Annotated in this window: 23 protein-coding genes; 10 read left to right on the forward strand and 13 right to left on the reverse strand. The window is 69.9% G+C overall.

Annotation, left to right across the window (positions count from 1 at the left end):
• Positions 1-81 precede the first annotated feature (81 nt).
• Together serA and AB0D18_RS13025 are read left to right on the forward strand one after the other, a co-directional pair.
• Complete coding sequence (gene serA, locus AB0D18_RS13020) at positions 82-1,677, forward strand: phosphoglycerate dehydrogenase (protein ID WP_362416049.1); 1,596 nt, start codon at positions 82-84, stop codon at positions 1,675-1,677.
• A gap of 79 nt (positions 1,678-1,756) precedes the next feature.
• Complete coding sequence (locus AB0D18_RS13025) at positions 1,757-2,341, forward strand: TetR/AcrR family transcriptional regulator (RefSeq protein WP_362416051.1); 585 nt, start codon at positions 1,757-1,759, stop codon at positions 2,339-2,341.
• Between the two features lie 238 nt (positions 2,342-2,579).
• On the opposite strand, the gene AB0D18_RS13030 is transcribed toward AB0D18_RS13025, so the two are convergent.
• Complete coding sequence (locus tag AB0D18_RS13030) at positions 2,580-3,815, reverse strand: helix-turn-helix domain-containing protein (protein WP_362416053.1); 1,236 nt, start codon at positions 3,813-3,815, stop codon at positions 2,580-2,582.
• 195 nt (positions 3,816-4,010) lie between these two features.
• Between AB0D18_RS13030 and AB0D18_RS13035 the strand changes: the two genes are divergently transcribed.
• Together AB0D18_RS13035 and pruA are read left to right on the forward strand one after the other, a co-directional pair.
• The gene (locus AB0D18_RS13035) at positions 4,011-4,937 is read left to right on the forward strand and encodes a proline dehydrogenase family protein (protein WP_362416055.1); all 927 of its coding nucleotides are present in this window, start codon (positions 4,011-4,013) and stop codon (positions 4,935-4,937) included.
• A gap of 99 nt (positions 4,938-5,036) precedes the next feature.
• Positions 5,037-6,668: an L-glutamate gamma-semialdehyde dehydrogenase gene (pruA, locus tag AB0D18_RS13040; RefSeq protein ID WP_362416057.1), complete on the forward strand. Its 1,632-nt coding sequence runs from the start codon at positions 5,037-5,039 to the stop codon at positions 6,666-6,668.
• An 84-nt stretch (positions 6,669-6,752) separates the two neighbouring features.
• Here pruA and AB0D18_RS13045 read toward each other — a convergent pair whose 3' ends face one another.
• Entirely contained in the window at positions 6,753-7,058 is a 306-nt protein-coding gene (locus tag AB0D18_RS13045; RefSeq protein WP_362416059.1) for a hypothetical protein, read from the reverse strand.
• 132 nt (positions 7,059-7,190) lie between these two features.
• On the opposite strand from AB0D18_RS13045, the gene AB0D18_RS13050 reads away from it, so the two are divergent.
• Both AB0D18_RS13050 and AB0D18_RS13055 read left to right on the forward strand, forming a co-directional pair.
• Positions 7,191-8,042, forward strand: coding sequence for a helix-turn-helix transcriptional regulator (locus tag AB0D18_RS13050; RefSeq protein ID WP_362416061.1), 852 nt, complete (start codon positions 7,191-7,193; stop codon positions 8,040-8,042).
• Between the two features lie 11 nt (positions 8,043-8,053).
• Positions 8,054-8,248, forward strand: coding sequence for a DUF397 domain-containing protein (locus AB0D18_RS13055; protein WP_362416063.1), 195 nt, complete (start codon positions 8,054-8,056; stop codon positions 8,246-8,248).
• A 65-nt stretch (positions 8,249-8,313) separates the two neighbouring features.
• Here the strand turns inward: AB0D18_RS13055 and AB0D18_RS13060 are convergent, their stop codons facing one another.
• The 5 genes from AB0D18_RS13060 to AB0D18_RS13080 all read right to left on the reverse strand — a co-directional run bounded on the left by AB0D18_RS13060 (position 8,314) and on the right by AB0D18_RS13080 (position 11,719).
• Positions 8,314-8,787 (reverse strand): hypothetical protein, encoded by a 474-nt coding sequence (locus tag AB0D18_RS13060; RefSeq protein ID WP_362416065.1) that lies wholly within the window; start codon positions 8,785-8,787, stop codon positions 8,314-8,316.
• A 14-nt stretch (positions 8,788-8,801) separates the two neighbouring features.
• Positions 8,802-9,062, reverse strand: coding sequence for a hypothetical protein (locus AB0D18_RS13065; RefSeq protein WP_362416068.1), 261 nt, complete (start codon positions 9,060-9,062; stop codon positions 8,802-8,804).
• Positions 9,063-9,147: 85 nt separating this feature from the next.
• Positions 9,148-9,609: a hypothetical protein gene (locus AB0D18_RS13070; RefSeq protein ID WP_362416071.1), complete on the reverse strand. Its 462-nt coding sequence runs from the start codon at positions 9,607-9,609 to the stop codon at positions 9,148-9,150.
• Between the two features lie 275 nt (positions 9,610-9,884).
• On the reverse strand, positions 9,885-11,024 hold the full coding sequence (locus AB0D18_RS13075) for a histidine kinase (RefSeq protein ID WP_362416074.1): 1,140 nt from the start codon (positions 11,022-11,024) through the stop codon (positions 9,885-9,887).
• Positions 11,021-11,719, reverse strand: coding sequence for a response regulator transcription factor (locus AB0D18_RS13080; protein WP_362416077.1), 699 nt, complete (start codon positions 11,717-11,719; stop codon positions 11,021-11,023). Before AB0D18_RS13080 ends, AB0D18_RS13075 begins: the two co-directional genes overlap by 4 nt.
• A 287-nt stretch (positions 11,720-12,006) precedes the next feature.
• Between AB0D18_RS13080 and AB0D18_RS13085 the strand changes: the two genes are divergently transcribed.
• Positions 12,007-13,047: a hypothetical protein gene (locus tag AB0D18_RS13085; protein ID WP_362416080.1), complete on the forward strand. Its 1,041-nt coding sequence runs from the start codon at positions 12,007-12,009 to the stop codon at positions 13,045-13,047.
• A gap of 42 nt (positions 13,048-13,089) precedes the next feature.
• On the opposite strand, the gene AB0D18_RS13090 is transcribed toward AB0D18_RS13085, so the two are convergent.
• The gene (locus AB0D18_RS13090) at positions 13,090-13,917 is read right to left on the reverse strand and encodes a DUF1206 domain-containing protein (protein ID WP_362416083.1); all 828 of its coding nucleotides are present in this window, start codon (positions 13,915-13,917) and stop codon (positions 13,090-13,092) included.
• Between the two features lie 208 nt (positions 13,918-14,125).
• On the opposite strand from AB0D18_RS13090, the gene AB0D18_RS13095 reads away from it, so the two are divergent.
• Both AB0D18_RS13095 and AB0D18_RS13100 read left to right on the forward strand, forming a co-directional pair.
• On the forward strand, positions 14,126-15,169 hold the full coding sequence (locus AB0D18_RS13095; protein ID WP_362416086.1) for a S1 family peptidase: 1,044 nt from the start codon (positions 14,126-14,128) through the stop codon (positions 15,167-15,169).
• A gap of 126 nt (positions 15,170-15,295) precedes the next feature.
• The gene (locus tag AB0D18_RS13100; RefSeq protein WP_362416089.1) at positions 15,296-15,733 is read left to right on the forward strand and encodes a hypothetical protein; all 438 of its coding nucleotides are present in this window, start codon (positions 15,296-15,298) and stop codon (positions 15,731-15,733) included.
• On the opposite strand, the gene AB0D18_RS13105 is transcribed toward AB0D18_RS13100, so the two are convergent.
• The 3 genes from AB0D18_RS13105 to AB0D18_RS13115 are packed head-to-tail and all read right to left on the reverse strand — an operon-like array spanning position 15,711 to position 18,504.
• Complete coding sequence (locus tag AB0D18_RS13105) at positions 15,711-16,919, reverse strand: lysophospholipid acyltransferase family protein (RefSeq protein WP_362416092.1); 1,209 nt, start codon at positions 16,917-16,919, stop codon at positions 15,711-15,713. The genes AB0D18_RS13100 and AB0D18_RS13105 overlap by 23 nt on opposite strands.
• Positions 16,916-17,917 (reverse strand): phosphatidate cytidylyltransferase, encoded by a 1,002-nt coding sequence (locus tag AB0D18_RS13110; protein WP_362416095.1) that lies wholly within the window; start codon positions 17,915-17,917, stop codon positions 16,916-16,918. The genes AB0D18_RS13105 and AB0D18_RS13110 overlap by 4 nt, the downstream gene beginning before the upstream one ends.
• Entirely contained in the window at positions 17,902-18,504 is a 603-nt protein-coding gene (locus tag AB0D18_RS13115; protein WP_362416098.1) for a CDP-alcohol phosphatidyltransferase family protein, read from the reverse strand. The genes AB0D18_RS13110 and AB0D18_RS13115 overlap by 16 nt, the downstream gene beginning before the upstream one ends.
• Positions 18,505-18,604: 100 nt before the next feature.
• Here AB0D18_RS13115 and AB0D18_RS13120 point away from each other — a divergent pair, with 100 nt between their 5' ends.
• Entirely contained in the window at positions 18,605-19,174 is a 570-nt protein-coding gene (locus AB0D18_RS13120; RefSeq protein ID WP_362416101.1) for a GNAT family N-acetyltransferase, read from the forward strand.
• Positions 19,175-19,299: 125 nt separating this feature from the next.
• Here the strand turns inward: AB0D18_RS13120 and AB0D18_RS13125 are convergent, their stop codons facing one another.
• A complete protein-coding gene (locus AB0D18_RS13125; RefSeq protein WP_362416104.1) occupies positions 19,300-20,061 on the reverse strand; it encodes a hypothetical protein in 762 nt (253 codons plus the stop codon).
• Positions 20,058-20,417, reverse strand: a complete 360-nt coding sequence (locus AB0D18_RS13130) for a PadR family transcriptional regulator (protein WP_362416107.1) — start codon at positions 20,415-20,417, stop codon at positions 20,058-20,060. Before AB0D18_RS13130 ends, AB0D18_RS13125 begins: the two co-directional genes overlap by 4 nt.
• Between the last annotated feature and the right edge of the window lie 89 nt (positions 20,418-20,506).

The raw sequence follows: 20,506 nt of genomic DNA on the forward strand, positions 1-20,506 counted from the left end.
CGTGCGTCTTCCACGCGGTAGCCACCTCCACCGCTGCGGCCGTCGGGACGGCCGTCCGCAAAGGATCCAGTGAGGACTCACGTGAGCACTGCCAAGCCTGTCGTACTCATCGCTGAAGAGCTGTCGCCCGCGACCGTCGACGCCCTGGGGCCGGACTTCGAGATCCGGCACTGCAACGGAGCCGACCGCGCCGAACTCCTGCCCGCCATCGCCGACGCGGACGCGATTCTCGTCCGCTCCGCGACGAAGGTGGACGCGGAGGCCATCGCCGCCGCCAAGAAGCTGCGGGTGGTCGCCCGCGCCGGTGTCGGCCTCGACAACGTCGACGTCTCCGCCGCCACCAAGTCCGGCGTGATGGTCGTCAACGCGCCGACCTCCAACATCGTCACCGCCGCCGAGCTCGCCTGCGGTCTCATCCTCGCCACGGCCCGCAACATCCCGCAGGCCAACTCCGCGCTCAAGAACGGCGAGTGGAAGCGCTCGAAGTACAGCGGCGTCGAGCTGGCCGAGAAGACCCTCGGTGTCGTCGGCCTCGGTCGCATCGGCGCGCTGGTCGCCCAGCGGATGTCCGCGTTCGGCATGAAGGTCGTCGCCTACGACCCGTACGTGCAGCCCGCGCGCGCCGCCCAGATGGGCGTCAAGGTCCTCACCCTGGACGAGCTGCTCGAAGTCTCCGACTTCATCACCGTGCACCTCCCCAAGACGCCCGAGACCCTCGGTCTGATCGGCGACGACGCCCTGCACAAGGTCAAGCCGGCGGTACGGATCGTGAACGCGGCCCGCGGCGGCATCGTCGACGAGGCCGCGCTGTACTCGGCGCTCAAGGAGGGCCGCGTCGCCGGCGCCGGCCTCGACGTGTACGCGAAGGAGCCCTGCACGGACTCCCCGCTCTTCGAGCTCGACCAGGTCGTCTGCACCCCGCACCTGGGTGCTTCGACCGACGAGGCGCAGGAGAAGGCGGGCGTCGCCGTCGCCAGGTCCGTCCGTCTCGCGCTCGCCGGTGAGCTGGTTCCGGACGCGGTCAACGTCCAGGGCGGCGTCATCGCCGAGGACGTACGCCCGGGTCTGCCGCTCGCCGAGAAGCTCGGCCGGATCTTCACCGCGCTGGCGGGCGAGGTCGCGGCCCGCCTCGACGTCGAGGTGTACGGCGAGATCACCCAGCACGATGTGAAGGTGCTCGAACTCTCCGCGCTCAAGGGCGTGTTCGAGGACGTCGTCGAGGAGACGGTGTCGTACGTCAACGCGCCGCTCTTCGCGCAGGAGCGCGGTGTCGAGGTCCGCCTCACCACCAGCAGCGAGTCCCCCGAGCACCGCAACGTGGTGACGGTGCGCGGCACCCTCACCGGCGGCGAGGAGGTCTCGGTCTCGGGCACGCTGGCCGGTCCGAAGAACCTCAAGAAGATCGTCGCCATCGGTGAGTACGACGTGGACCTGGCGCTCGCCGACCACATGGTCGTCCTGCGCTACCAGGACCGTCCGGGCGTCGTCGGCACCGTCGGCCGCGTCCTCGGCGAGGCCGGACTGAACATCGCGGGCATGCAGGTCGCCCGCGCCGACGTGGGTGGCGAGGCCCTCGCGGTCCTGACCGTCGACGACACCGTCCCGCAGAACGTACTCAACGAGCTGGCCGAGGAGATCGGCGCGGCTTCGGCCCGCTCGGTCAACCTGACCGACTAGTACGGCAGTCGTTCCCCGCGTACCCCCGTTTTAGACGCCCGTCTTACACAAGCGTCTAGGCCGGGGGTACGCTGCGTTCATGGGACATCGTGAGGATCTGCTCGAAGGCGCCAAGCAGTGCCTGCTGGACAAGGGGTACGCCCGGACCACCGCCCGCGACATCGTCGCCGCGTCCGGCACCAATCTCGCCTCCATCGGCTACCACTACGGCTCCAAGGAGGCCCTGCTCAACCAGGCCTTCCTGGCGCTGACCGAGGAGTGGGGCAATGCGGTCGGCCCGGCGGGGCGGGAGGGCGCGGCACCGCTGCCGGCCGATCCGTACGCCCGTTTCGAAGCGGTCTGGGGTCAGGTCATCGACTCCTTCGAGATCAGCCGCAAGGTGTGGAAGCTCCAGCTGGAGGTCGTCACGCGCCTTGAGTACGACGAAGCGCTGCGCGAGGCGATCAAGGGGCCGCAGGAGGAGGGGCGTACCGGGATGGCGGAGGCCTTCCTCGGCATGGACCCCGAGGCCGACCCGGAGAAGGCGCGGGTCGCGGGCATGCTCACGCAGGCGCTGATGGCGGGCGTGATGATGCAGTGGATGACCGACCCCGAGACCGCGCCGTCCGCGAAGGACCTGACGGCGGGGCTGCGGGCGTTCATGGAACAGGGGCCCACGGCCTGAGGCCGCGGGGCCGCGCTGTGCTGTGCCGCCCGTACCCGTACCACCTCAACCAGCCGCCACGCGCGCCCCATTGACGACACGTCAGGTGTTGAATGCGGTGCGCGCGTGCTCATCGCGATGAAGTCGGAAGGGCGTGAACTGCTCACTTCCGGGCCGGAGTTGGACGTCTGGCGCAACTCGATCAGCAACGAACGCTCCGACTGGGACACCACAGGAGTGGGGGACACCCCGACCCGTTTCAGAGCCGTGCGGCCTTCAGCGACATGTGCAGCAGCAGCCGGTCCTCGCCCTCGTGGAGGTCGAGGCCGGTGAGCTGTTCCACCCGGGACAGGCGGTAGTAGAGGGTCTGCCGGTGGATGTTGAGGGCCGTCGCCGTGCGGCCCGCCTGGCCCGCGCAGTCGAGGAACACCTCGGCGGTGCGGGCCAGTTCGGCGTGTGCGGGGGTGAGGAGGGGGCTGACGGCGGGGTCCACCGGGTGGCCTGGGCCGCTGTCGGGGAGGGCGGCCAGGAGGCGGTACGGGCCGATGGACGACCACTCGGCGACGGGGCCGAGGTGCGGGCGGGCCAGCGCTGCCCGCGCGGCGGCGGAGGCCTCGCGCCAGGCGGCGGGGAGGTCGGCGAGGGTGCGGACGGCGGTGCCGATGCCGACGACGGGAGACCCGCCCGGCGCTCCCGACGCCCCGGATCCGCCCTGTGCCCTCGACGCCCCGGATCCGCCCTGCGCGCCCGGCGTTCCTGTTGCTCCCGGCGCCCCGGCCGTCAGCGTCTTCGCTGCCGACTGCGCCGGCCCCAGATCCGCCCCCGCCCCCAGTCTGACCAGTACCGCGAGCCGCGGCCCGGAAGCTCCCGGCACCGGTACGAGGGTGAGCGCCGACGCCCCGGGAACCGTACGCAGACCGGGAGGCGGGGCGCCCCAGGGTGCGGCGCACAGCACGGCGTACGGCCCGCCCGTCCCCAGCGGCCCCGACAGCGCCGCGAGCGCGGCCTCCCGGCGGTCCTCCGAGTCGGAGGTGAGGAGGGTGAACAGTTGCGGACCGAGGTCGGCGCGGGAGCGGGCCTCGTCGGCGAGCTGCGCGCCGATCCGGCCGCACACTGCCATCGCCGCGTCGAGCGTGGAATCCGGGAGGGGCGGCGGCGAATCGTCGGCCGCCAGCAGCCACACGTAGCCGTACACCGTCCCCCGGTGCCGTACCGGCAGACACAGCCGCCCGCGCAGGACGCCCGCCGCCGGGTCGGCCGGGATGTGCACGGGCCCGGCGGCCGACGTGATGCCGAAGCGTTCGAAGAAGGCGCGGACCTCCACCGTCGAGCGCCGGGTGAGGATCGACCGGGTGCGGACCGGGTCCATCGCGCCCGCGTCCTCACTGTCGTGCGCCCCGAAGGCGATCAGCCGGAAATCCCGGTCCTCAAGGGTTGCCGGAGCGCCGAGCAGCGCGGAGATTTCGTCGACCAGATCCTGGTAATCGGCATTCACAGCCCCATTCTCGCACCGCCCGACCCCCTTTTCAGACATATGTATGAGGTGGGGTGTCCGGATGCGTGACAGCTGTCGGTAGTCCAGGCTCGGCGCGATACCTAGATTTCACCGTGGTTATCCGTGCCGTCCCAGTTCTGTCACAAAACAGCTGGTCACGGCCCCTTCGAGTCTTTAGTTCAGTGGAGGTGCCCCGTGCTGGGTCCCGTGATCCTCGCCGCATCGCGCAGCGACCAGATGCGCCGTTTCGTCTCGGCCGCTCCGGGCACCAAACAGGTCGTCGGCCGGTTCATCGCCGGTGAGTCCGTCGACCAGGTCGTACCGATCGTCGTGGACGCCGCCGCCAAGGGCCTGGAAGTCACGCTCGACGTCGTCGGTGAGGACATCACCACCGCCGAGCAGTCGTACGCCGCCCGTGACGCGTACCTCGACCTGATCGAGCACCTCAAGGACCTGGGTCTGGGCACCAAGGCCGAGATGTCCGTGAAGCTGTCGATGTTCGGCCAGGCGCTGGAGGGCGGCCACGAGCTGGCGCTCGCGAACGTACGCCCCGTCGTCGAGGCCGCCGCCGCCATCGGCACCACGGTCACCCTGGACGCCGAGGACCACACCACCCTCGACTCGATGTTCGCCATCCACGAGGAGCTGCGGAAGGACTTCCCGCAGACCGGCTGCGTCATCCAGGCGTACCTCTTCCGCACCGAGGACGACGCCCGCCGCCTGGCCGCCGCCGGCAGCCGCGTGCGCATCGTGAAGGGCGCCTACAAGGAGCCCGCCTCCGTCGCGTTCCAGGACAAGGGCGAGATCGACAAGGCGTACGTCCGGATCATGAAGATCCTGATGGAGGGCGACGGCTACCCGATGATCGGGTCCCACGACCCGCGCCTCATCGCCATCGCGCAGGAGCTCGGCCGCCGCGCCGGGCGCAAGCTGGACGAGTACGAGTTCCAGATGCTGTACGGCATCCGCAGCGAGGAGCACGTCCGGCTCGCCGCCGAGGGCCACCGGATGCGCGTCTACACGGCGTACGGCACCGACTGGTACGGCTACTTCATGCGCCGTCTCGCCGAGAAGCCCGCGAACCTGCTCTTCTTCGGCCGCTCGATCATCACCAAGAACTGACTTCCCAGAACTGGCTTCCCAGAACTGGCTTCCCCGGAACTGACTTCCCAGAACTGCCGCACACCCCGCAACCTTCTGACGCAAGGAGCTATGGAACACATGGACGCAGTGACCCAGGTACCCGCCCCGGTCAACGAGCCGGTGCACTCCTACGCCCCCGGTTCGCCGGAGCGTGCCCGCCTTGAGGCCAAGCTCAAGGAGCTGGCCGAGAACCCCATCGACCTCCCGATGACCATCAACGGTGAGAAGCGGATGGGCGGGGGCGAGCGCTTCGACGTCGTACAGCCGCACAACCACAAGTCGGTCATCGGTACGTACGCCAACGCGACGACCCAGGACGCGCAGGACGCGGTCGACGCCGCCCTGGCCGCCGCCCCGGCGTGGCGCGCGATGTCCTTCGACGACCGCGCCGCGATCATCCTGCGCGCGGCCGAGCTGCTGGCCGGCCCGTGGCGCGAGACCCTCGCCGCCTCGACCATGCTCGGCCAGTCGAAGACGGCCCAGCAGGCCGAGATCGACACCCCGTGCGAGCTCATCGACTTCTGGCGCTTCAACGTCAAGTACGCCCGTGACCTGCTCTCCGAGCAGCCCCCGGCGAACTCGGCCGGTGTGTGGAACCGCATGGACCATCGCCCGCTCGAAGGCTTCGTCTACGCGATCACGCCGTTCAACTTCACGGCCATCGCGGGCAACCTCCCCACCGCCCCCGCCCTGATGGGCAACGTGGTCGTGTGGAAGCCGTCCCCCACCCAGACCCACGCCGCCGTCCTGCTCATGCAGCTCCTGGAAGAGGCGGGCCTCCCCAAGGGCGTCATCAACCTGGTCACCGGTGACGGCATCGCGGTCTCCGAGATCGCGCTGAACCACCGCGACCTGGCCGGCATCCACTTCACCGGCTCGACCGCGACCTTCCAGTACCTGTGGAAGACGGTCGGCGAGAACATCGCCAAGTACCGCACCTACCCGCGCCTCGTCGGCGAGACGGGCGGCAAGGACTTCGTCGTCGCGCACCCGAGCGCCGACCGCGCCATCCTGAAGACGGCGCTGACCCGCGGCTCCTTCGAGTTCCAGGGCCAGAAGTGCTCCGCTTCCTCGCGTGCCTACGTTCCGGCCTCCATCTGGAACGACGGCTTCAAGGAAGAGTTCGCGGCCGAGGTCGACGGCATCACCATGGGTGACGTCACCAACCTCGACAACTTCATCGGCGCCGTCATCGACGCCCGCTCGTTCGCCAAGAACAAGGCAGCGATCGACCGCGCCGCGTCGGACCCGACCTGCACGATCGTCGCGGGCGGCACGTACGACGACTCCGAGGGCTACTTCGTCCGCCCCACGGTCATCGCGTGCACGGACCCGGCCAACGAGGTCTTCACGACCGAGTACTTCGGCCCGATCCTCGCCGTCCACGTCTACGAGGACGCGGAGTACGACGCGATGCTGGAGCAGATGGAGTCGGTCTCCGACTACGCCCTGACCGGCTCGGTCATCGCCGGCGACCGTGCCGCGGCCGCGCGCGCGTTGGACAAGCTGCGCTACGCCGCGGGCAACTTCTACATCAACGACAAGTCGACGGGCGCCGTCGTCGGCCAGCAGCCGTTCGGCGGAGGCCGCGCCTCCGGTACGAACGACAAGGCCGGCGCCCCCCAGAACCTCCAGCGCTGGACCCTGACCCGGGCCATCAAGGAGACCCTGGTCCCGCCGACCGACTACCGCTACCCGCACCAGGGCTGAGCCCCTGCTGCTTCGGCAGCCCCTGAACCCCGCCCCCGTCCGACCCCACATCGGACGGGGGCGGTGTTGTGTCCGGGCCCCCCTCTACGCCGCGTCGGGCCAGACGAGGGAAGCCGCGCGATTCTCGCCGCGCCCGAAGTGAGTGACGGCGGACTGGGGCGAGTTGAGCCGCATGATCGTGCCGCCGCCGGTGCCGAAGAGGTCGGCCTGGCCGTCCTCGTACGCAAGCCCCCAGGCGGCGATCCACCCGTCGGTGGTGCCGTCGTCGAGGGTCCAGGTCTGGGCGACAGCGAAGAGGCGCGGGGCGAACTCTTTTGCCATGGCGAGGAGTTCGTCGTGGAGGGGTGGCGTCGATTCGGGGTCCGGGGTGTGCGGAGATACGGTGGTCATGTCGGCCTCCTGCCGTGCCGGATGAGTGGCGTGGCTCACACGGTAGCGTGACCGCTGTATGTTTTTAGAGTGGTTGGGGTCAAAAAATTACAGTCACTCGTGTGAGTGACCCCGTGGGTCGGGTAGGTGCTGGTGTCATCGGACAAGGTCTTCGCCCTGCGGCAGAAGCGTCTGGGTACTGAGCTGCGCAAGCTGCGCGAACGTACGGGCATGACGACAACGGTCGCCGCGCGGACGCTCGGTGTGCAGCCGGCGCAGATCAGCAACATCGAATCCGCGCGGCATCCGGTCAGCGCTGAGCGGGTTCGAGCCATGGCCGTCAACTACAGCTGTGCGGACCCCGGTTACGTGGATGCGCTCGCAGGGATGACTGGCGCGAGGAAGCGCGGCTGGTGGGAGGAGTACCGGGAGAGCCTTCATGCAGGTCTCATCGAACTGGCCGAACTGGAGGACAGCGCAACCACCCTGCGCGTAGCTGTGATCATCCATGTGCCCGGACTTCTGCAAACGGTGGAGCATGCTCGCGCGGTCTTCCGGGAGAACCTCCCCGCACTGCCGCCGCACGATGTGGAGCACCGCATCTCTTACCGCGTGAAGAGGCAGAAGGTGCTGTACGGAGCCAGTCCGACTCCGTACAGGGCGATCGTTCACGAAGCCGCGTTGCGGATGGGGGTTGGGGGGCCGGAAACGGCCCGTGCGCAGTTGAACTACCTACTTGAGATGAGCGAACGAGAGAACATCTCGATTGTGGTGATCCCCTTCGGGGAGGCCTCGTTCCCGGTTTCGGGGCAATCGGTTGTCTATGCCACGGGGCCAGTTCCGCAACTGGACACCGTCGAACTGGACACGGATTATGGGTGCGACTTCCTCGATGCCGAGGCGCAATTGGCCAAATACCGGGCGGTGCTAGACCGTATGGAGTCTCGTGCGCTCCCTCCGGGAAAGTCACGGGACTTGATCCACCGCATCGCGCGGGACATTTGAGGGGGAGTGCTGTGTCCACGACTGGCTGGCAGAAGTCTTCGTACAGTAACGAGGGTGCAAACTGCCTTTACGCAGCGGCCTTCGACGGCCACACCGTCAAGCTCCGCGAGAGCGACGAGCCCGACGTCATCCTGACCACGACCCCCCACTCCCTCGGAGCCCTCCTCCGCGCCGCCAAGTCCGGCCAGGGGATCTTCGCCGACTGACACCGGGGCGGGGGCAACCGGGGCGGACCCCGGCCGCCCCCGCCCCGGTGCGCCCGGACGGATGGTCAGCTGTTGTTGATCAGGTTGATCAGCTGCTTGACGCCTTCGGTGCCGAGGGCCGCGATGGCGAGCCGTACCGGGTGGTACCAGGCCAGGCCGTCAAGCCACTTCTTGAAGGCGGTGAACCCCTTGGCGGCAGCCGACTTGGCACCGGCCCACACCTTGCCGCCCGCCTTCTTCAGAACTGCCAGTGCGGCTTTGGCGGCGGCCGAGGCGGCACTCTGCTGGATCTGCGGCGTGGTGTCACCCTGCGCGACAGCCTGAAGGTCGGCCTGCGCGTGAACGGTCAGGTGCGGGCGCAGTTCGGGTGAGGCAAGGACGGACCGGGCCTGCTGTGCCGTCAGCGGCACGGGGGCCTGGGACGCCACGGCGACGGATGCGTGACGTGCCTCTGCGGCAGTGGCGGCGGGGGCGGCCACTCCGAGCGCGACGGCTGCTGCGGCGGTCGCAGCAGCGGCGCGGAGGTAGGAGATGTTCATGAAACGGTGAGTCCTCAGGTTCGGGTGAGCCAGAACAAGGCGCCGAGCAGGACATGGAGAAGGGGAACGACCACACCGCCCACTCCCGGAGAGGTCTTGCGAGCGGCGAACCACCCGTGAGCAAGGACCGTCGCAGCGACACCGGTGGCGTAGAGAATCCATCCCGGTGCGGTGTTGTGGGGCAGCATGTGGAAGGTGATCCAGCCGGCCAGGAGGGGCAGTGTCACGATGCCCCAGATGCTGTCTGTCCGCTTCTGGTCGTTCGTCTTTTCCATGGTCAACCTCTTGATTTCCCGTCGGGCCGGGCCCGGTCCGGCTGCCGCACAAGCAGCAGGACCGGGTTGATGTGCAGGGGCGCGGTCAGCCGACCTGCTTGGCGAGCCAGTCGATGATTTCGTACTGGACGGCACCCGGAAGTGCCTTCAAGGTCCACTTCACCGGGTTGAAGTTCGAAAGGCTGTCGACCCACTTGCGGTAGGCGTCGGCACCCTTCTTCGCGTTCTTCACGGCAGCCTTGAACAGGGAGCCGGACTTCTTCAGCAGCGCCTTGATGGCCTCTGCCCTGGGGCTTCCCTGCTGAACTTCCTGCTGGTTCTGCAGCTGCGCGATGACAGCGGCATTGAGGCCGGCCTCGCCGTTGGTGGCCGCCGCCGGATTCTGGGCGATCAGGGTGGCGAGGCGGGCCGCATCGGCGTGCTGCACGCTCACTGCGGGGGCCGGGGTGCGCCCGGACTCCGCAGCGTGGGCGCTGGGTGCTGCGACACCGAAGGCGACGGCAGCCAGGGCGGAGGCAGCGGCAATGCGGATCTTCTGACGGTTCACGTAAACTCCGTTGTGCATCATGCGGGAGGGGCACACGGGAGTGCGGCGAGGCGTCGAAACTTAGCCGACTTCCGTGTGTCCTCGTCCCCGAGGAATTGATGAAGAGTTATTCCGCCGGACTTCGCGAATTCGCGTCGGATCGGCGGCACGGGCAGGCGCCCCTCTTCACTGGTGAAATCCTGTCAGCCGATCGAGGCGGCTCTGTCATGCCCGGGGAGGATCGGTGAGCGTCGGCCCCCGCCATGTGGCGGGGGCCGAGTGGGCTCGCGGCTTGGTCAGTTGGCGGGACGGCGGGCCGAGAGGGGCAGGAGTACTCGGACTGCGAACCCGCCGTCCGGCTCCGGCTGCGCGGTCACGCTTCCCCTCAGGCGGGCTGCACGCTCGCGCAGCCCGACAAGCCCGTGTCCGTACGAAACCCCGTTGCCCTGCTCTGCGTCGCGGCCGGCGCCGCATGCTGTGGTCGGGGGCGAGTTGACCACTTCGATGCGCAGAACGGACGTCTGGGCGCAGGAAGAGACCGACACCGTGATCTCGCTGCCGGGCGCGTGTTTCGCCGCGTTGGTCAGCGCTTCCTGCACGGCCCGGTACGCGGCCAGTTCAATGTCGGGCGTCAGCCCGGGGGCTCCGGAGGAGACGGTGCACTCCGCGCGGACCGGAAGGCCACTGGCCGCGATGAGATCGGGCAGCTGGGAGAGACCGGGCAACCGCTCCGGCTCGCCCGATGCCCTCAGTACGCCAAGAACATCCCGGAGCTCGTCCACCGCCTTGCCGCCGAGCTCTCCGATGCGCTGGGCACGGAGCCGCGCCTGGGCATCCTTCGATTCCAGCGCGAGCAGGGTGGCCTCCATGTTGATCAGGCTCACATGGTGGGAGACGCCGTCATGCATCTCGCGGGCCAGCCGGGCACGCTCTTCCACGACGGCCATCTCGACGAAGAGCCGTCGCTCCTGCTCCTTGCTGTGCTGGAGTTCCCGCAGTCTGGCCGCCAGTTCACGGCGGGTGCGTGCCAGTTGCCCCAGAGCTGTGGGGCCGATGCTGAAGAGGGCGGGTCCGATCAGCGCCGCAGCCCATTGATCGGCGGTTCGGCCGCGTGCTTCCGCGACGGACTTGGGAGAAGCGGCGGCGAAGAACATCAGAGCCGCACAGCTGTAGACCGCCAGCCGGGCCGGCACCGCCGCCGCAGCGGTACCGAGCGCGGTCAGCGGTGCCAGCCAGAGATAGCCACTGACCGCTGCGGGAATCGTGGCGAGTGTGACAGCCACTGGCCACTTCCTGCGGAGAACCAGAGCGGCGACGGCCAGGAGGTAGGTGGCATTGACCAGCGGCCCCACCCGGGACTGGACCGTGAGGAACTCGCCGGCAGCAAGCAGGACGATCGCGGCATCGAGTGCCCACTGTGGAACGCTGCGTCTCATGTGCGGGAGTCCCACGCCGAGTCCGTCGCACGGCGGGTCGTCGCGACGCCCTGGGAGTTCGTGTGGTGTGCGGCGATGGCGGCCTGGATCCGATTGGCCACACCGAGCTTGGCGAGAATCGTACTGACGTGGTCCTTGACGGTGGAGCGGCTGACGGAAAGCTGCTGGGCGATCTCCGAATTCGTCATTCCTGTCGGCAATAGCTCAAGGACGGTCTGTTCCCTCGCGGTAAGGGCTGCTCCGGGTGACTTCAAAGGTGCGGATTCAACCGAGGGCGAACGTCCGGAAGGTGCCAGCGCCGGATTGCTCGCGAGCGCGCGGACGACCCTGGAGGAAAGGGCGCTTCCTCCGGCTGCGAGCAACCGAATGCCGGGAATGAGTTCATGGGGAGAAGCGTCCTTGAGGAAGAAGCCGGCGGCGCCTTCGGACAGCGCCCGCATCACGTTCCCCTCGCTGCCGAACCCGGTCAGCATGGCTACGGCCGGCGGAGTGTCGAGCCTGCGCAATTCTGCGAGGACGTCGAACCCGTCGACGTCCGGCATCTGAATGTCGACCAGAGCGACATCCGGAACGTATCTCTTCGCCATTGCGACGGCCTCGCGTCCGTCGCACACCACGGCTACTCGGATGTCTGACGCAGTCTCAAGAATGCGCTGCAACCCATATCGGAGAAGCTTGTCGTCGTCGATGATCATTACGGTCACGGCAGACATGGCCGATTCCGCCCCCAAGTTTTCCGATTATGGTGCAGGTGCACCATAACTGACCGGCGCCCCCCTTCGTCATGCAGTAGATCTACGTCACACATTTCCCCGGGCCGGGAAACCAGAGGTCACTACCCTTCGCACGGGGATCGTGGACACCTTTCGATTACGGCGGTTTCAAGTGGACTGCCTTATAAGGGAATTAGCGGGCGAGGGCGCCGAGCGGCGGGCGTGGCGTACCTCGGGCGATGTCATTGCCCGGCCGCATAATTGCGTCCATGCGTATAACCGAGCACACACTCAAAGAGGCCTGGCAGCAGCTGGCCGCCCGCTCCGACCTGCTCGACGAGGCCATGCTCCCGCCCACCGGCACCTCGCCCGATCAGTACGAACAGCGCGCCGACAGCTCCAGCGAGCTCTTCCTGGTCCTGGACGAGGACGGCACCGTGCGCGGCTTCCACGGTCCCTACCTGGAGGTCTTCGCCACCCAAGACCTCGACCAGGCCCTGTACTTCGCGGCGGAGGAAGCAGTGCGCGTACTCGCCGAGAGGGACGGGGCCGGTGTCACCGGTCAGGCCGGGATGCTGGAGCGGATCAACCCCGCATGGGGAGCGCGATTCCGCAGCGGCGGTACGGGCGATGCGAGCGATACGCAGGAGGTGCAGCGACCCTGCGGAGGGGACCCGCTCGAACGGCTCGCCTGGATCGCCGGCACCTGGCGGGAGCAGGAGCCCTACACCCACCTGGCCTTCTTCCGGGGCGACGACCTCAGTGCCGAAGAGATCGCCCTGGCCCACGGCGCCGACCCCGAACAGGTCGCCGCCGGGACGAGCCTGTCGGAGCTGCGGGGCATGGCCGGTGACGGCCGCGACGAGTGGGACATCGCCTGGGAGTCCTGCTGCTTCGGGCAGGTGGGCGAGTGGGCGTTCCTGATGTACCACGAGCTGCCGCCAGGCACCTGGCTCGACAGTGCGGGGCTCGGCCTGTTCGGCGTCACCGAGACGGTGGAGCTGAGTGCGACCTCTGCGAAAGCCATCTACAGCTTCAGCTACATGAGGGACGGCCACCGCGTCGACGACAACTGGGGCATGCTGGAGCTGATCTGGTACGACCGCGGCCGCGCCCCCTACTACCGGGGCGGCCAACTCGACTTCCTCAACCGGGCCGTACGCCGCGCGGAACTGGACCACCCCGAACTGACCGGCGAGTTCGAACTGTACTTCCACGCCCTGGAAACCGGACTCGGCCTGCAACTGCCCCGGCAGGCCGTTCAGGACGGAACGGTCCGGGCCGCGCAGTGGGCGGACAGGGCCCGCTGACCCCCGTCACCCCACAGCCTCGCCGTACCCCTCACGCACTCCTCAGAGCTTCCGCCACCGCGCCATCGCGAACGAGAAGACGCCGAAGAGCATCAGCCCCACTGCCAGCACCACCAGCAGCCACGGCCCCACCGGCGTCTCCCGGAACGAGCGGATCGTGTCGTCCATGCCCTTCGCCTTCTCCGGGTCGTACGACACCGCCGCTGCCACCGCGAAACCGCCCGCCACCGCGAACACCAGGCCGCGCGCCACGCCGCCGCCGACGCCGGTGACGTCGACCAACTGCCGTACCCGGTGCGGCATTTCACCCATCTTCAGGTGCTTGTGGTACTTGCGCATGACCGCCCGTACGCCGATCCAGACGCCCGCCCCTGCGATGACGAGCCCGCCCGCGCCGACCAGCCACTGACCGGCCGGCAGCTCCATCACCTTCGCCGTGACGTCCTGCGACTGCTGGTCGCTCGACCCCCCGCCGCTGCTCCTGCCGCCCGCCGCGAAGGCCAGTACGGAGTACGAGACGAAGCCGTAGAAGACGGCGCGGGCGGCGGAGAGGAGGCGCTTCTTGGGTTTGTGGCCGTCGACGCCGGCCGCCCCGAAGAGAGCCTCCGACAGTCGCCACAGCGCCATGCCGACGAGGGCGATCCCCATCGCCCACAGCAGGAACTTGCCGAAGGGCTTCTCCGCTATCTCGGCCAGTGCCCCGCCCCGGTCGGCGGACTTGCCCCCGCCGCTCAGCGCGATCTGCAGCGCCAGTAGTCCGACCAGCAGGTAGATGATTCCGCGTGCGGTGAATCCCGTGCGCGCGGCGTACTTCATGGTGTCGCTGCGGGCCGCCCGCCGTGCCGTACCGGTCGCACTCCTGGTGTTCATACGGGTCCGCCTCCAGCCTCTCCTCGTCGGCAGGCGTGTGCCCCGGGTGGAGGTGCGGAAACGAACGGGTGCGCGGGGGAGAGGTGCGGGGAGGGCTGTGCGCGGTCTTGTGGGTTCGTGATGGGCATGTCAAATTCAACGCTGGTGCCCCCACGGCGCCAAGGCACGCGTACCTCCCTCGGCCAGCCAGCCCAGAAGGAGATCCCCCATGCGCATCAGACGTACCGCCGCCCTGTCCTCCCTGCTCCTCCTCACCTCCCTCGGCCTCGGCGCCACCCCCGCCGGGGCCGAACCCACGCCCGGCCCCGCCCCGTCGCTCTACGCCCAGGACTCCACCGCGCGTGCCGAGTTGGGCGCCGACAGTGCCGGTACGTACGTGGACGCCAAGACGGGCGGTCTGGTCGTCACCGTCACGACCGAGCAGGCCGCCGCCAAGGTCCGCGCGTCCGGTGCCACCCCGAAGCTGGTGACGCGCAGTGCGGCGCAACTCGCCGGTGCGATGCGGCAGTTGGAGGCCCAGGCGAAGATCGTCGGGACCTCATGGGGCCTGGACCCCCGCACCAACCAGATAGCCGTCGAGGCCGACCGCTCCGTCTCCGCCCGCGACCTGGCCCGGCTGCGCAGGGTCGCCGACTCCCTCGGCGGTGCGGTGCGGATCGCCCGCGTCCCCGGTGTCTTCAAGAAGGAGATCATCGGCGGCGACGCCATCTACGGCGGCGGCTACCGCTGCTCCTCCGCCTTCAATGTCAAGAAGGGCACGGCGACCTACTTCGTCACCGCCGGGCACTGCACCAACTCGGCGAGCTCCTGGTCGGCGACCTCCGGCGGGTCCGCGATCGGCGTCCGTGAGGGCACCAGCTTCCCCACCAACGACTACGGCCTCGTCCGCTTCACCGACGGCTCCAGCCCCGGCGGCACCGTGAACCTCTACAACGGCTCCGCCCAGGACATCTCCTCGGCCGCCGACGCAGTGGTCGGGCAGTCTCTCAAGAAGAGCGGCTCGACCACGAAGGTGACGTCCGGCACCGTCACCGCCGTCAACGTCACCGTCAACTACGGCGACGGCCCGGTCTACGGCATGGTCCGCACCACCGCCTGCTCGGCCGGCGGCGACAGCGGCGGCGCCCACTTCGCGGGCAGCGTCGCGCTGGGGATCCACTCGGGCAGCTCGGGCTGCACGGGGACCTCGGGCTCCGCCATTCACCAGCCGGTGAAGGAGGCGCTGTCGGCGTACGGGGTGAGTGTGTACTGACCGGCGTGTGCTGACCGCTGTGTGCTGACCGGCGTGTGCTGATCGGCGTGTGCTGATCGGCGTGTGCTGACCGGCTTCGCACGGGTGGGGGTGGTTCCGTGCTCCTGCCCGTGCGAGGGTGCGGACGTGTTCGAGATTCTCCCGGGCCGGGGACTGGTCCTTCCGCACCGCGCCGGAACCCTCGCCTATGGCACGTCCGAGCGTGCCGCCCAGTGGGCCGTCGCGACGCTGTGCGACGTGCGTGAGTCGTGGGTGTGCGGGCTGGAGTGGTCGTTCGGGGCGACGTACCAGGGACTGTCGCTTCTGGTCGGCGGGGAGCGTGCGGGCGGACTCGACGTCGTGGACCTTCGGCGGGCGGTCCATCCGCCCTTGGAGCCCGCCGCCGTGCCCGTCGTCCTCGACGGGGTCGACGTCCTCGGGCACCCGCAGGACGAGGTACAGGAGGCGCTGGCCAGTCAACTCCCTTACCCGGACGTCAAGTTGTGGCGCAGCCACCTCCCCGGCGGGTACCTGGACCGGGTCCACCTCAGCTCCGGGCGGATCAGGTCCAGCCGAGCACGATGAGTGTCAGACCTGCCATGAACCCTGTCCCCAGCAGCACGAGATACCCCGGGTAGAGCCTGCGCCAGCGCCGCATCAGCAGCCCGAACGCCGCAAAGCCCAGGCCCACGGCGAGCGTGCGGGTGCCGCGTGCCTTCGCGGAGGCGAGCAGCCAGTCGGCGGCGGGGAGGTCCGCGCGGCCGGCCTCCGCCGCGTACACCTTGAACGGGATGCCGTTCCAGGGCTGGTGGCGGACGGCTGCCGCACCCTCGGCGGCGAGTTGGGTGCGTACTGCCGCGTGCATCCGGTCCGTGGTCATCGGGGCGGGCAACTGCACGCCGGAAGAGGCGAGTTGGAGGGCGAGGAGGCTGCCCGCCAGGCTGCCCGCGAGGGCGGTGGCGGAGAGCTTCAGGGCGGCTCGCGGGGCGGCCACGCAGGCCACCGCGAGCAGGAGTTCCGGCATCAGCGGCCAGCTCAGCGCCTCTGCCCCGGCCCAGACGAACGCGATCGGCAGCCCCCAGCGGGAGGTCGCGACGGCTGCGACGCGGCGGCGTACGACCGAGTCGCGCAGTGATTCCGCGTTCGTACGGTGGTGGAGTGCGGCCACCGCGTCGCGGGCCTCCTCCGGGGTGACGGTCGGCGGCAGCGGATCGCCGATCCGGATGCGTACGAGGGCGGAGCGCAGGCGGCCGTGCTTGGGGAGGAGACGGTTGGTGCCCGCGATGCCGACGGGGACCACCGGGACTCCGGCCCGTTCGGCGAGGAGCAGGGCGCCGCGGTGGAAGGAGCCGACCTCACCTGCCTCACCGGCGCCCCGGGTGCCCTCGGGGAAGAGGACGACGGCGCGGCCCGCGCGGAGTTCGTCGCTCATGGACAGCAGGTCTTCGAGGCCGCCGCCCTTGCGGCGCACCGGGAAACCGGCCGCGAGACGGCGGCAGACGCGGCTGCGCCACGGGGACGCGAACCAGTAGTCGGCGGCGGCGCCGATCGCCGGGGTGTGCCGGGCGTCGAGCGCGGCGAGCAGGGCGGCGGTGTCGGCGTGCGAGGAGTGGTTCGCGACGACGACGCAGCCGCCGCGAGGGAGACGGCCTCGGCGTTCGACGCCACCGGTGAGGGTGAGGAGGGACCACCACAGGGCGCGGCGGAGGAGGGCGGGGGTGCGGTGGGGGGCCGGGGCCGGGGTCTGTGCAGGTGCGGTTGTTGTGCTCACAGGGTCACCACCATCGCGAGTAGCAGGGCGAGCAGGAGGGAATCGACGCGGTCGAGCAGGCCGCCGAAGCCGGGCAGCCAGCTGCCCGCGTCCTTGACGCCGGACTCGCGCTTGACCATGGATTCGAGGAGGTCGCCGAGGAGGCAGCCGAGGAGGACGGCGGCCCACAGGACGGGCGTGAAGGCTCCGGCCGCGGCCAGGGCGGCGGCAGTTGCCGCCGCGCAGCCGGCGACGCCCGCCCAGGTCTTGTGGGGGGAGAGGGGGGAGAGCGGGCGGGCGAGGATGCCGCGCCGCCCGAGCGCTGTGCCGCCGCACCAGGCGCCGACGTCACCGAGGGCCACGGCGAGGCCGACGGCCATGGCGGTGTCGGGGCCGAGGAGGACGAGTCCGGTGAGGGCTACGGGGATCCAGAGGATGCCGAAGGTGGTGCGGGCGGTGCGGGTGAAGCCGTGATCGGTGTCGCCGGTCAGGAGGGAGGGGAGGGCGGCCGCTACTAGGAGCAGTGCGACGGCTCGCAGGTCGAGGGTTTGCGGGGCGAGCCACGCAAGGGCAGGGAGGGTGAGGGAGGCTGCGGCCAGGACGAGGAGGTCGCCGTGGGGGCGGGCCGGTGGGTGGTGCGGGTTGCCTGCGGCGCTTGCCCCTCCCCGCCCCTTCCCGAAACCGCTGGCCGCGGGGCTGGTGGGGGCTGATGTCCGGGGCTGCGCCCCGTGCACGGACTGCGTCCGCGCGTCCTCAAACGCCGGACGGGCTGAAGTGCACATACGGGCGTACTCCGTTACTGCCACCACCCCCAGGCCCGCCGCCAAGGCGAACGTGCCTGCCGTGCCCAGCCACAGTGCGCCCAGGTAGACCGGTGCTGCCAGTGCCCAGGTGCGCCAGCGCTTGCGGAGTTCTGCCCGCATCGTGACCCGGGGCGGGATCATTGCCACCGCCAGGCCGCTCACCGCCAGTACCCCGGCCACGATCACCGGCACCCGGGCGCTCACAGCGACCGCCACAGGCGTGCGCACCGTACGGCCGCCGTCAGTGCCGAGCCCGCCGCCAGTACCGCCAGGACGGGGACCGCCCAGCCGGGTACGGCCGCCGCGACGACCACCAGCAGGCAGCGTTCCGTCTTGCCGACCGGGCCGCCGTTGAGGCGCTCGGCGCCCGCCGCCGCGCCCGCCAGGGAGATCCAGGAGGGCAGTGTCGCGGCCAGTCCGGCCGTGGCCACCAGCCACAGCGGGGCCAGCGTCAGGAAGCCCGCGACGACGATCAAGTCGGCCGCCCGGTCGCCCAGTTCGTTGAGGAGCGCGCCACGCCGCGTCGTACGCCCCGTGTCCCGGGCCAGCGCCCCGTCCAGGTTGGCGAACGCGAGCCGTGCGGCGAGAAGTACGGCCACCGGCAGTGCCGCGTACGGCGCGGGCACCCAGGCCACTGCCGCCGCCGCACCCGCCGCGCACACCACCCCGGCGGCGGTCAGCGTGTCCGGCGACACCCGGCGGCGGACGAGCGAGGCGCGGACCCCGGACAGCCGGGCCGCGTACCAGGGCTTCAGGGCGTAGAGCCCGGCGCCGGGCGACTGGGGAGACGTCTTCGTGGACATGGCCCCAACTCTGCTGCGGCGCCCGGCAGTCCGACACGGCACGCGTACTCAAAGTGGGCCTGAGTACCTGTGACGGCAGGGGCCTGGGAGAGTGCTGTGCATGACTGAGTACGGGAGCACGACCGAGTACGGGACGACCCTGCGCACCGTTCACACCGCCCACCTCACGCCGGCCGAACTCGTCGCGATCCGCGCCCTTCTCGACACCGCCTTCGACGGCGACTTCGCGGACGAGGACTGGGAACACGGCCTCGGCGGCATGCACGCACTGATCAGCGAGGACGGCGAGATCGTCGCCCACGGCAGTCTCGTCCAGCGCCGGGTACTGCACCGCGGGCACTCGCTGCGGGTCGGCTACGTCGAGGCGGTCGCGGTACGGGCCGACCACAGGCGGCAGGGGCTCGGCGGCCGGATCATGGATGCCCTGGAGAGAATCGTCGACGGGGCGTACGTCTTCGGGGCGCTGTCCGCGTCGGACACGGGGGCCGCGCTGTACGCGGGGCGCGGGTGGCAGGTGTGGCCCGGGGGACTGGCGGCACTCGGCCCGGACGGTGTCGTACGGCTGCCGGAGGAGGAGGGTACGACGTACGTACGGGCTGCGGCGGGGCGGTCACTGCCGGACCCGGGGGCGGAGCTTTTCTTCGACTGGAGGAACGGGGACGTGCTCTGACCGGTTCCGGCGACACGGGGGCATCAGGGATGGGTCCTCAGGGGCGCGGGGCCGTACGGGACATGCGGCTCCGCCGCGTGGGCGCGCCCAGCCACGAACAACCCGCACCCGAAGTCCCACCCCTGCTAGTCCGTGAGGTTCTTGGCCACGTCCTGCTTGACGCCGCGCCAGCCCGCGAGGCCGCCGGCCAGCCCCGCGGCCGCCATGACCGCCAGTACCCATGGGTGCTCCGCCACGAAGTTCCCGTAGCCGCACACGAAGAGCACCGCGAGCGCCAGGAGGGACAGGCCGAGGATCAGCAGCATCCGGCCCAGCCGTTTGCCGAAGATCACCCGCTCGCCGGGGACCGGGGCGAGCGCGTCCAGTTCCGCCGCCGGGCCGGTGCTCGCCGCCTTCGGGCGTTTGAAGTACATGTAGAAGGCCCAGTGCCCGCACGGCTCCCACGCGTCAGGGGCCAGCTCGGCGGTCCTGGCCGCCCGCTGCTGCGCGTTGTTCGCCAGTTCGCGGCGGTACTCCCAGCGCAGTGCGGCCGACGAATCGCGGCGGCAGACGTAGCGGCCGAGGCGGTCCAGGCGCTCGACCTCCCAGCCCTGGTCGCCGTACTGGTTGAGCAGCCTGCGGTCGTTGTAGACGTCGGTGGTCCACTTCCAGGTCTCGGCCCCGCCGGACGGTTCCTCGACGGGCGCGCTGCCGGTCAGCCGCGCCGCGAATTCTTCCGGTGCGCCGAACTCCTCCGCCGGGTCGGCCCCGTCCCCGTCCGGCGCCGCCCCGTCCGTGACGTACGCCGTGAGGTCCGCGACGGTCGTCGTGACCTCGGCCTCGGGCATGCCGCCCGCGCGGAGTGCGGCCCCGAGCCGGTCGAAGTAGGTGTCGTTGGCAGTCATCATGATTCCCCCGTGGTGAGCGATGCGGTCAGCGCGTTCCGCACCGAGGTGTGGAACTCCAGCCAGGCGCCGGTCTGCCCGGCCAGCGCGGTACGTCCCTCGCCGGTCAGCCGGTAGTAACGGCGGCCGGGCCCGCGCTCGGTGGCGCGGAACTCCCCGACGACGTACCCGGCCTCTTCGAGCCGGTTCAGGACCGGGTAGAGCGTGCCGCCCTTGATCTCCCCGAGCCCCGCCCCGGCCAGTGCCTTGGAGATCTCGTACCCGTAGCTCTCGCCCTCGGTGAGACAGGAGAGGACGAGGAGGTCGAGAACTCCCTTGAGCCAACTGGATCTGCGATCGGGCTTGCGGTCTGCGGCCATGCCCGTATTCCACCACCAGATAGGTAGGAATGCAATCTAGTGGGTGGTCTCATCTAGATGGCGGTCTCAGGGCAGTCCGCACAAGGGGT

It is taken from the genome of Streptomyces sp. NPDC048442 (genome assembly GCF_040651475.1).
Classification (GTDB): domain Bacteria; phylum Actinomycetota; class Actinomycetes; order Streptomycetales; family Streptomycetaceae; genus Streptomyces.

Bases quoted from the DNA above. Each gene is read 5' to 3' on its own strand.
- AB0D18_RS13025 (WP_362416051.1), top strand. From the start codon at position 1,757: ATGGGACATCGTGAGGATCTGCTCGAAGGCGCCAAGCAGTGCCTGCTG.
- pruA (WP_362416057.1), top strand. From the start codon at position 5,037: ATGGACGCAGTGACCCAGGTACCCGCCCCGGTCAACGAGCCGGTGCAC.
- AB0D18_RS13045 (WP_362416059.1), bottom strand. From the start codon at position 7,058: ATGACCACCGTATCTCCGCACACCCCGGACCCCGAATCGACGCCACCC.
- AB0D18_RS13060 (WP_362416065.1), bottom strand. From the start codon at position 8,787: ATGAACATCTCCTACCTCCGCGCCGCTGCTGCGACCGCCGCAGCAGCC.
- AB0D18_RS13065 (WP_362416068.1), bottom strand. From the start codon at position 9,062: ATGGAAAAGACGAACGACCAGAAGCGGACAGACAGCATCTGGGGCATC.
- AB0D18_RS13075 (WP_362416074.1), bottom strand. From the start codon at position 11,024: ATGAGACGCAGCGTTCCACAGTGGGCACTCGATGCCGCGATCGTCCTG.
- AB0D18_RS13080 (WP_362416077.1), bottom strand. From the start codon at position 11,719: ATGATCATCGACGACGACAAGCTTCTCCGATATGGGTTGCAGCGCATT.
- AB0D18_RS13085 (WP_362416080.1), top strand. From the start codon at position 12,007: ATGCGTATAACCGAGCACACACTCAAAGAGGCCTGGCAGCAGCTGGCC.
- AB0D18_RS13090 (WP_362416083.1), bottom strand. From the start codon at position 13,917: ATGAACACCAGGAGTGCGACCGGTACGGCACGGCGGGCGGCCCGCAGC.
- AB0D18_RS13095 (WP_362416086.1), top strand. From the start codon at position 14,126: ATGCGCATCAGACGTACCGCCGCCCTGTCCTCCCTGCTCCTCCTCACC.
- AB0D18_RS13115 (WP_362416098.1), bottom strand. From the start codon at position 18,504: ATGTCCACGAAGACGTCTCCCCAGTCGCCCGGCGCCGGGCTCTACGCC.
- AB0D18_RS13120 (WP_362416101.1), top strand. From the start codon at position 18,605: ATGACTGAGTACGGGAGCACGACCGAGTACGGGACGACCCTGCGCACC.
- AB0D18_RS13125 (WP_362416104.1), bottom strand. From the start codon at position 20,061: ATGATGACTGCCAACGACACCTACTTCGACCGGCTCGGGGCCGCACTC.
- AB0D18_RS13130 (WP_362416107.1), bottom strand. From the start codon at position 20,417: ATGGCCGCAGACCGCAAGCCCGATCGCAGATCCAGTTGGCTCAAGGGA.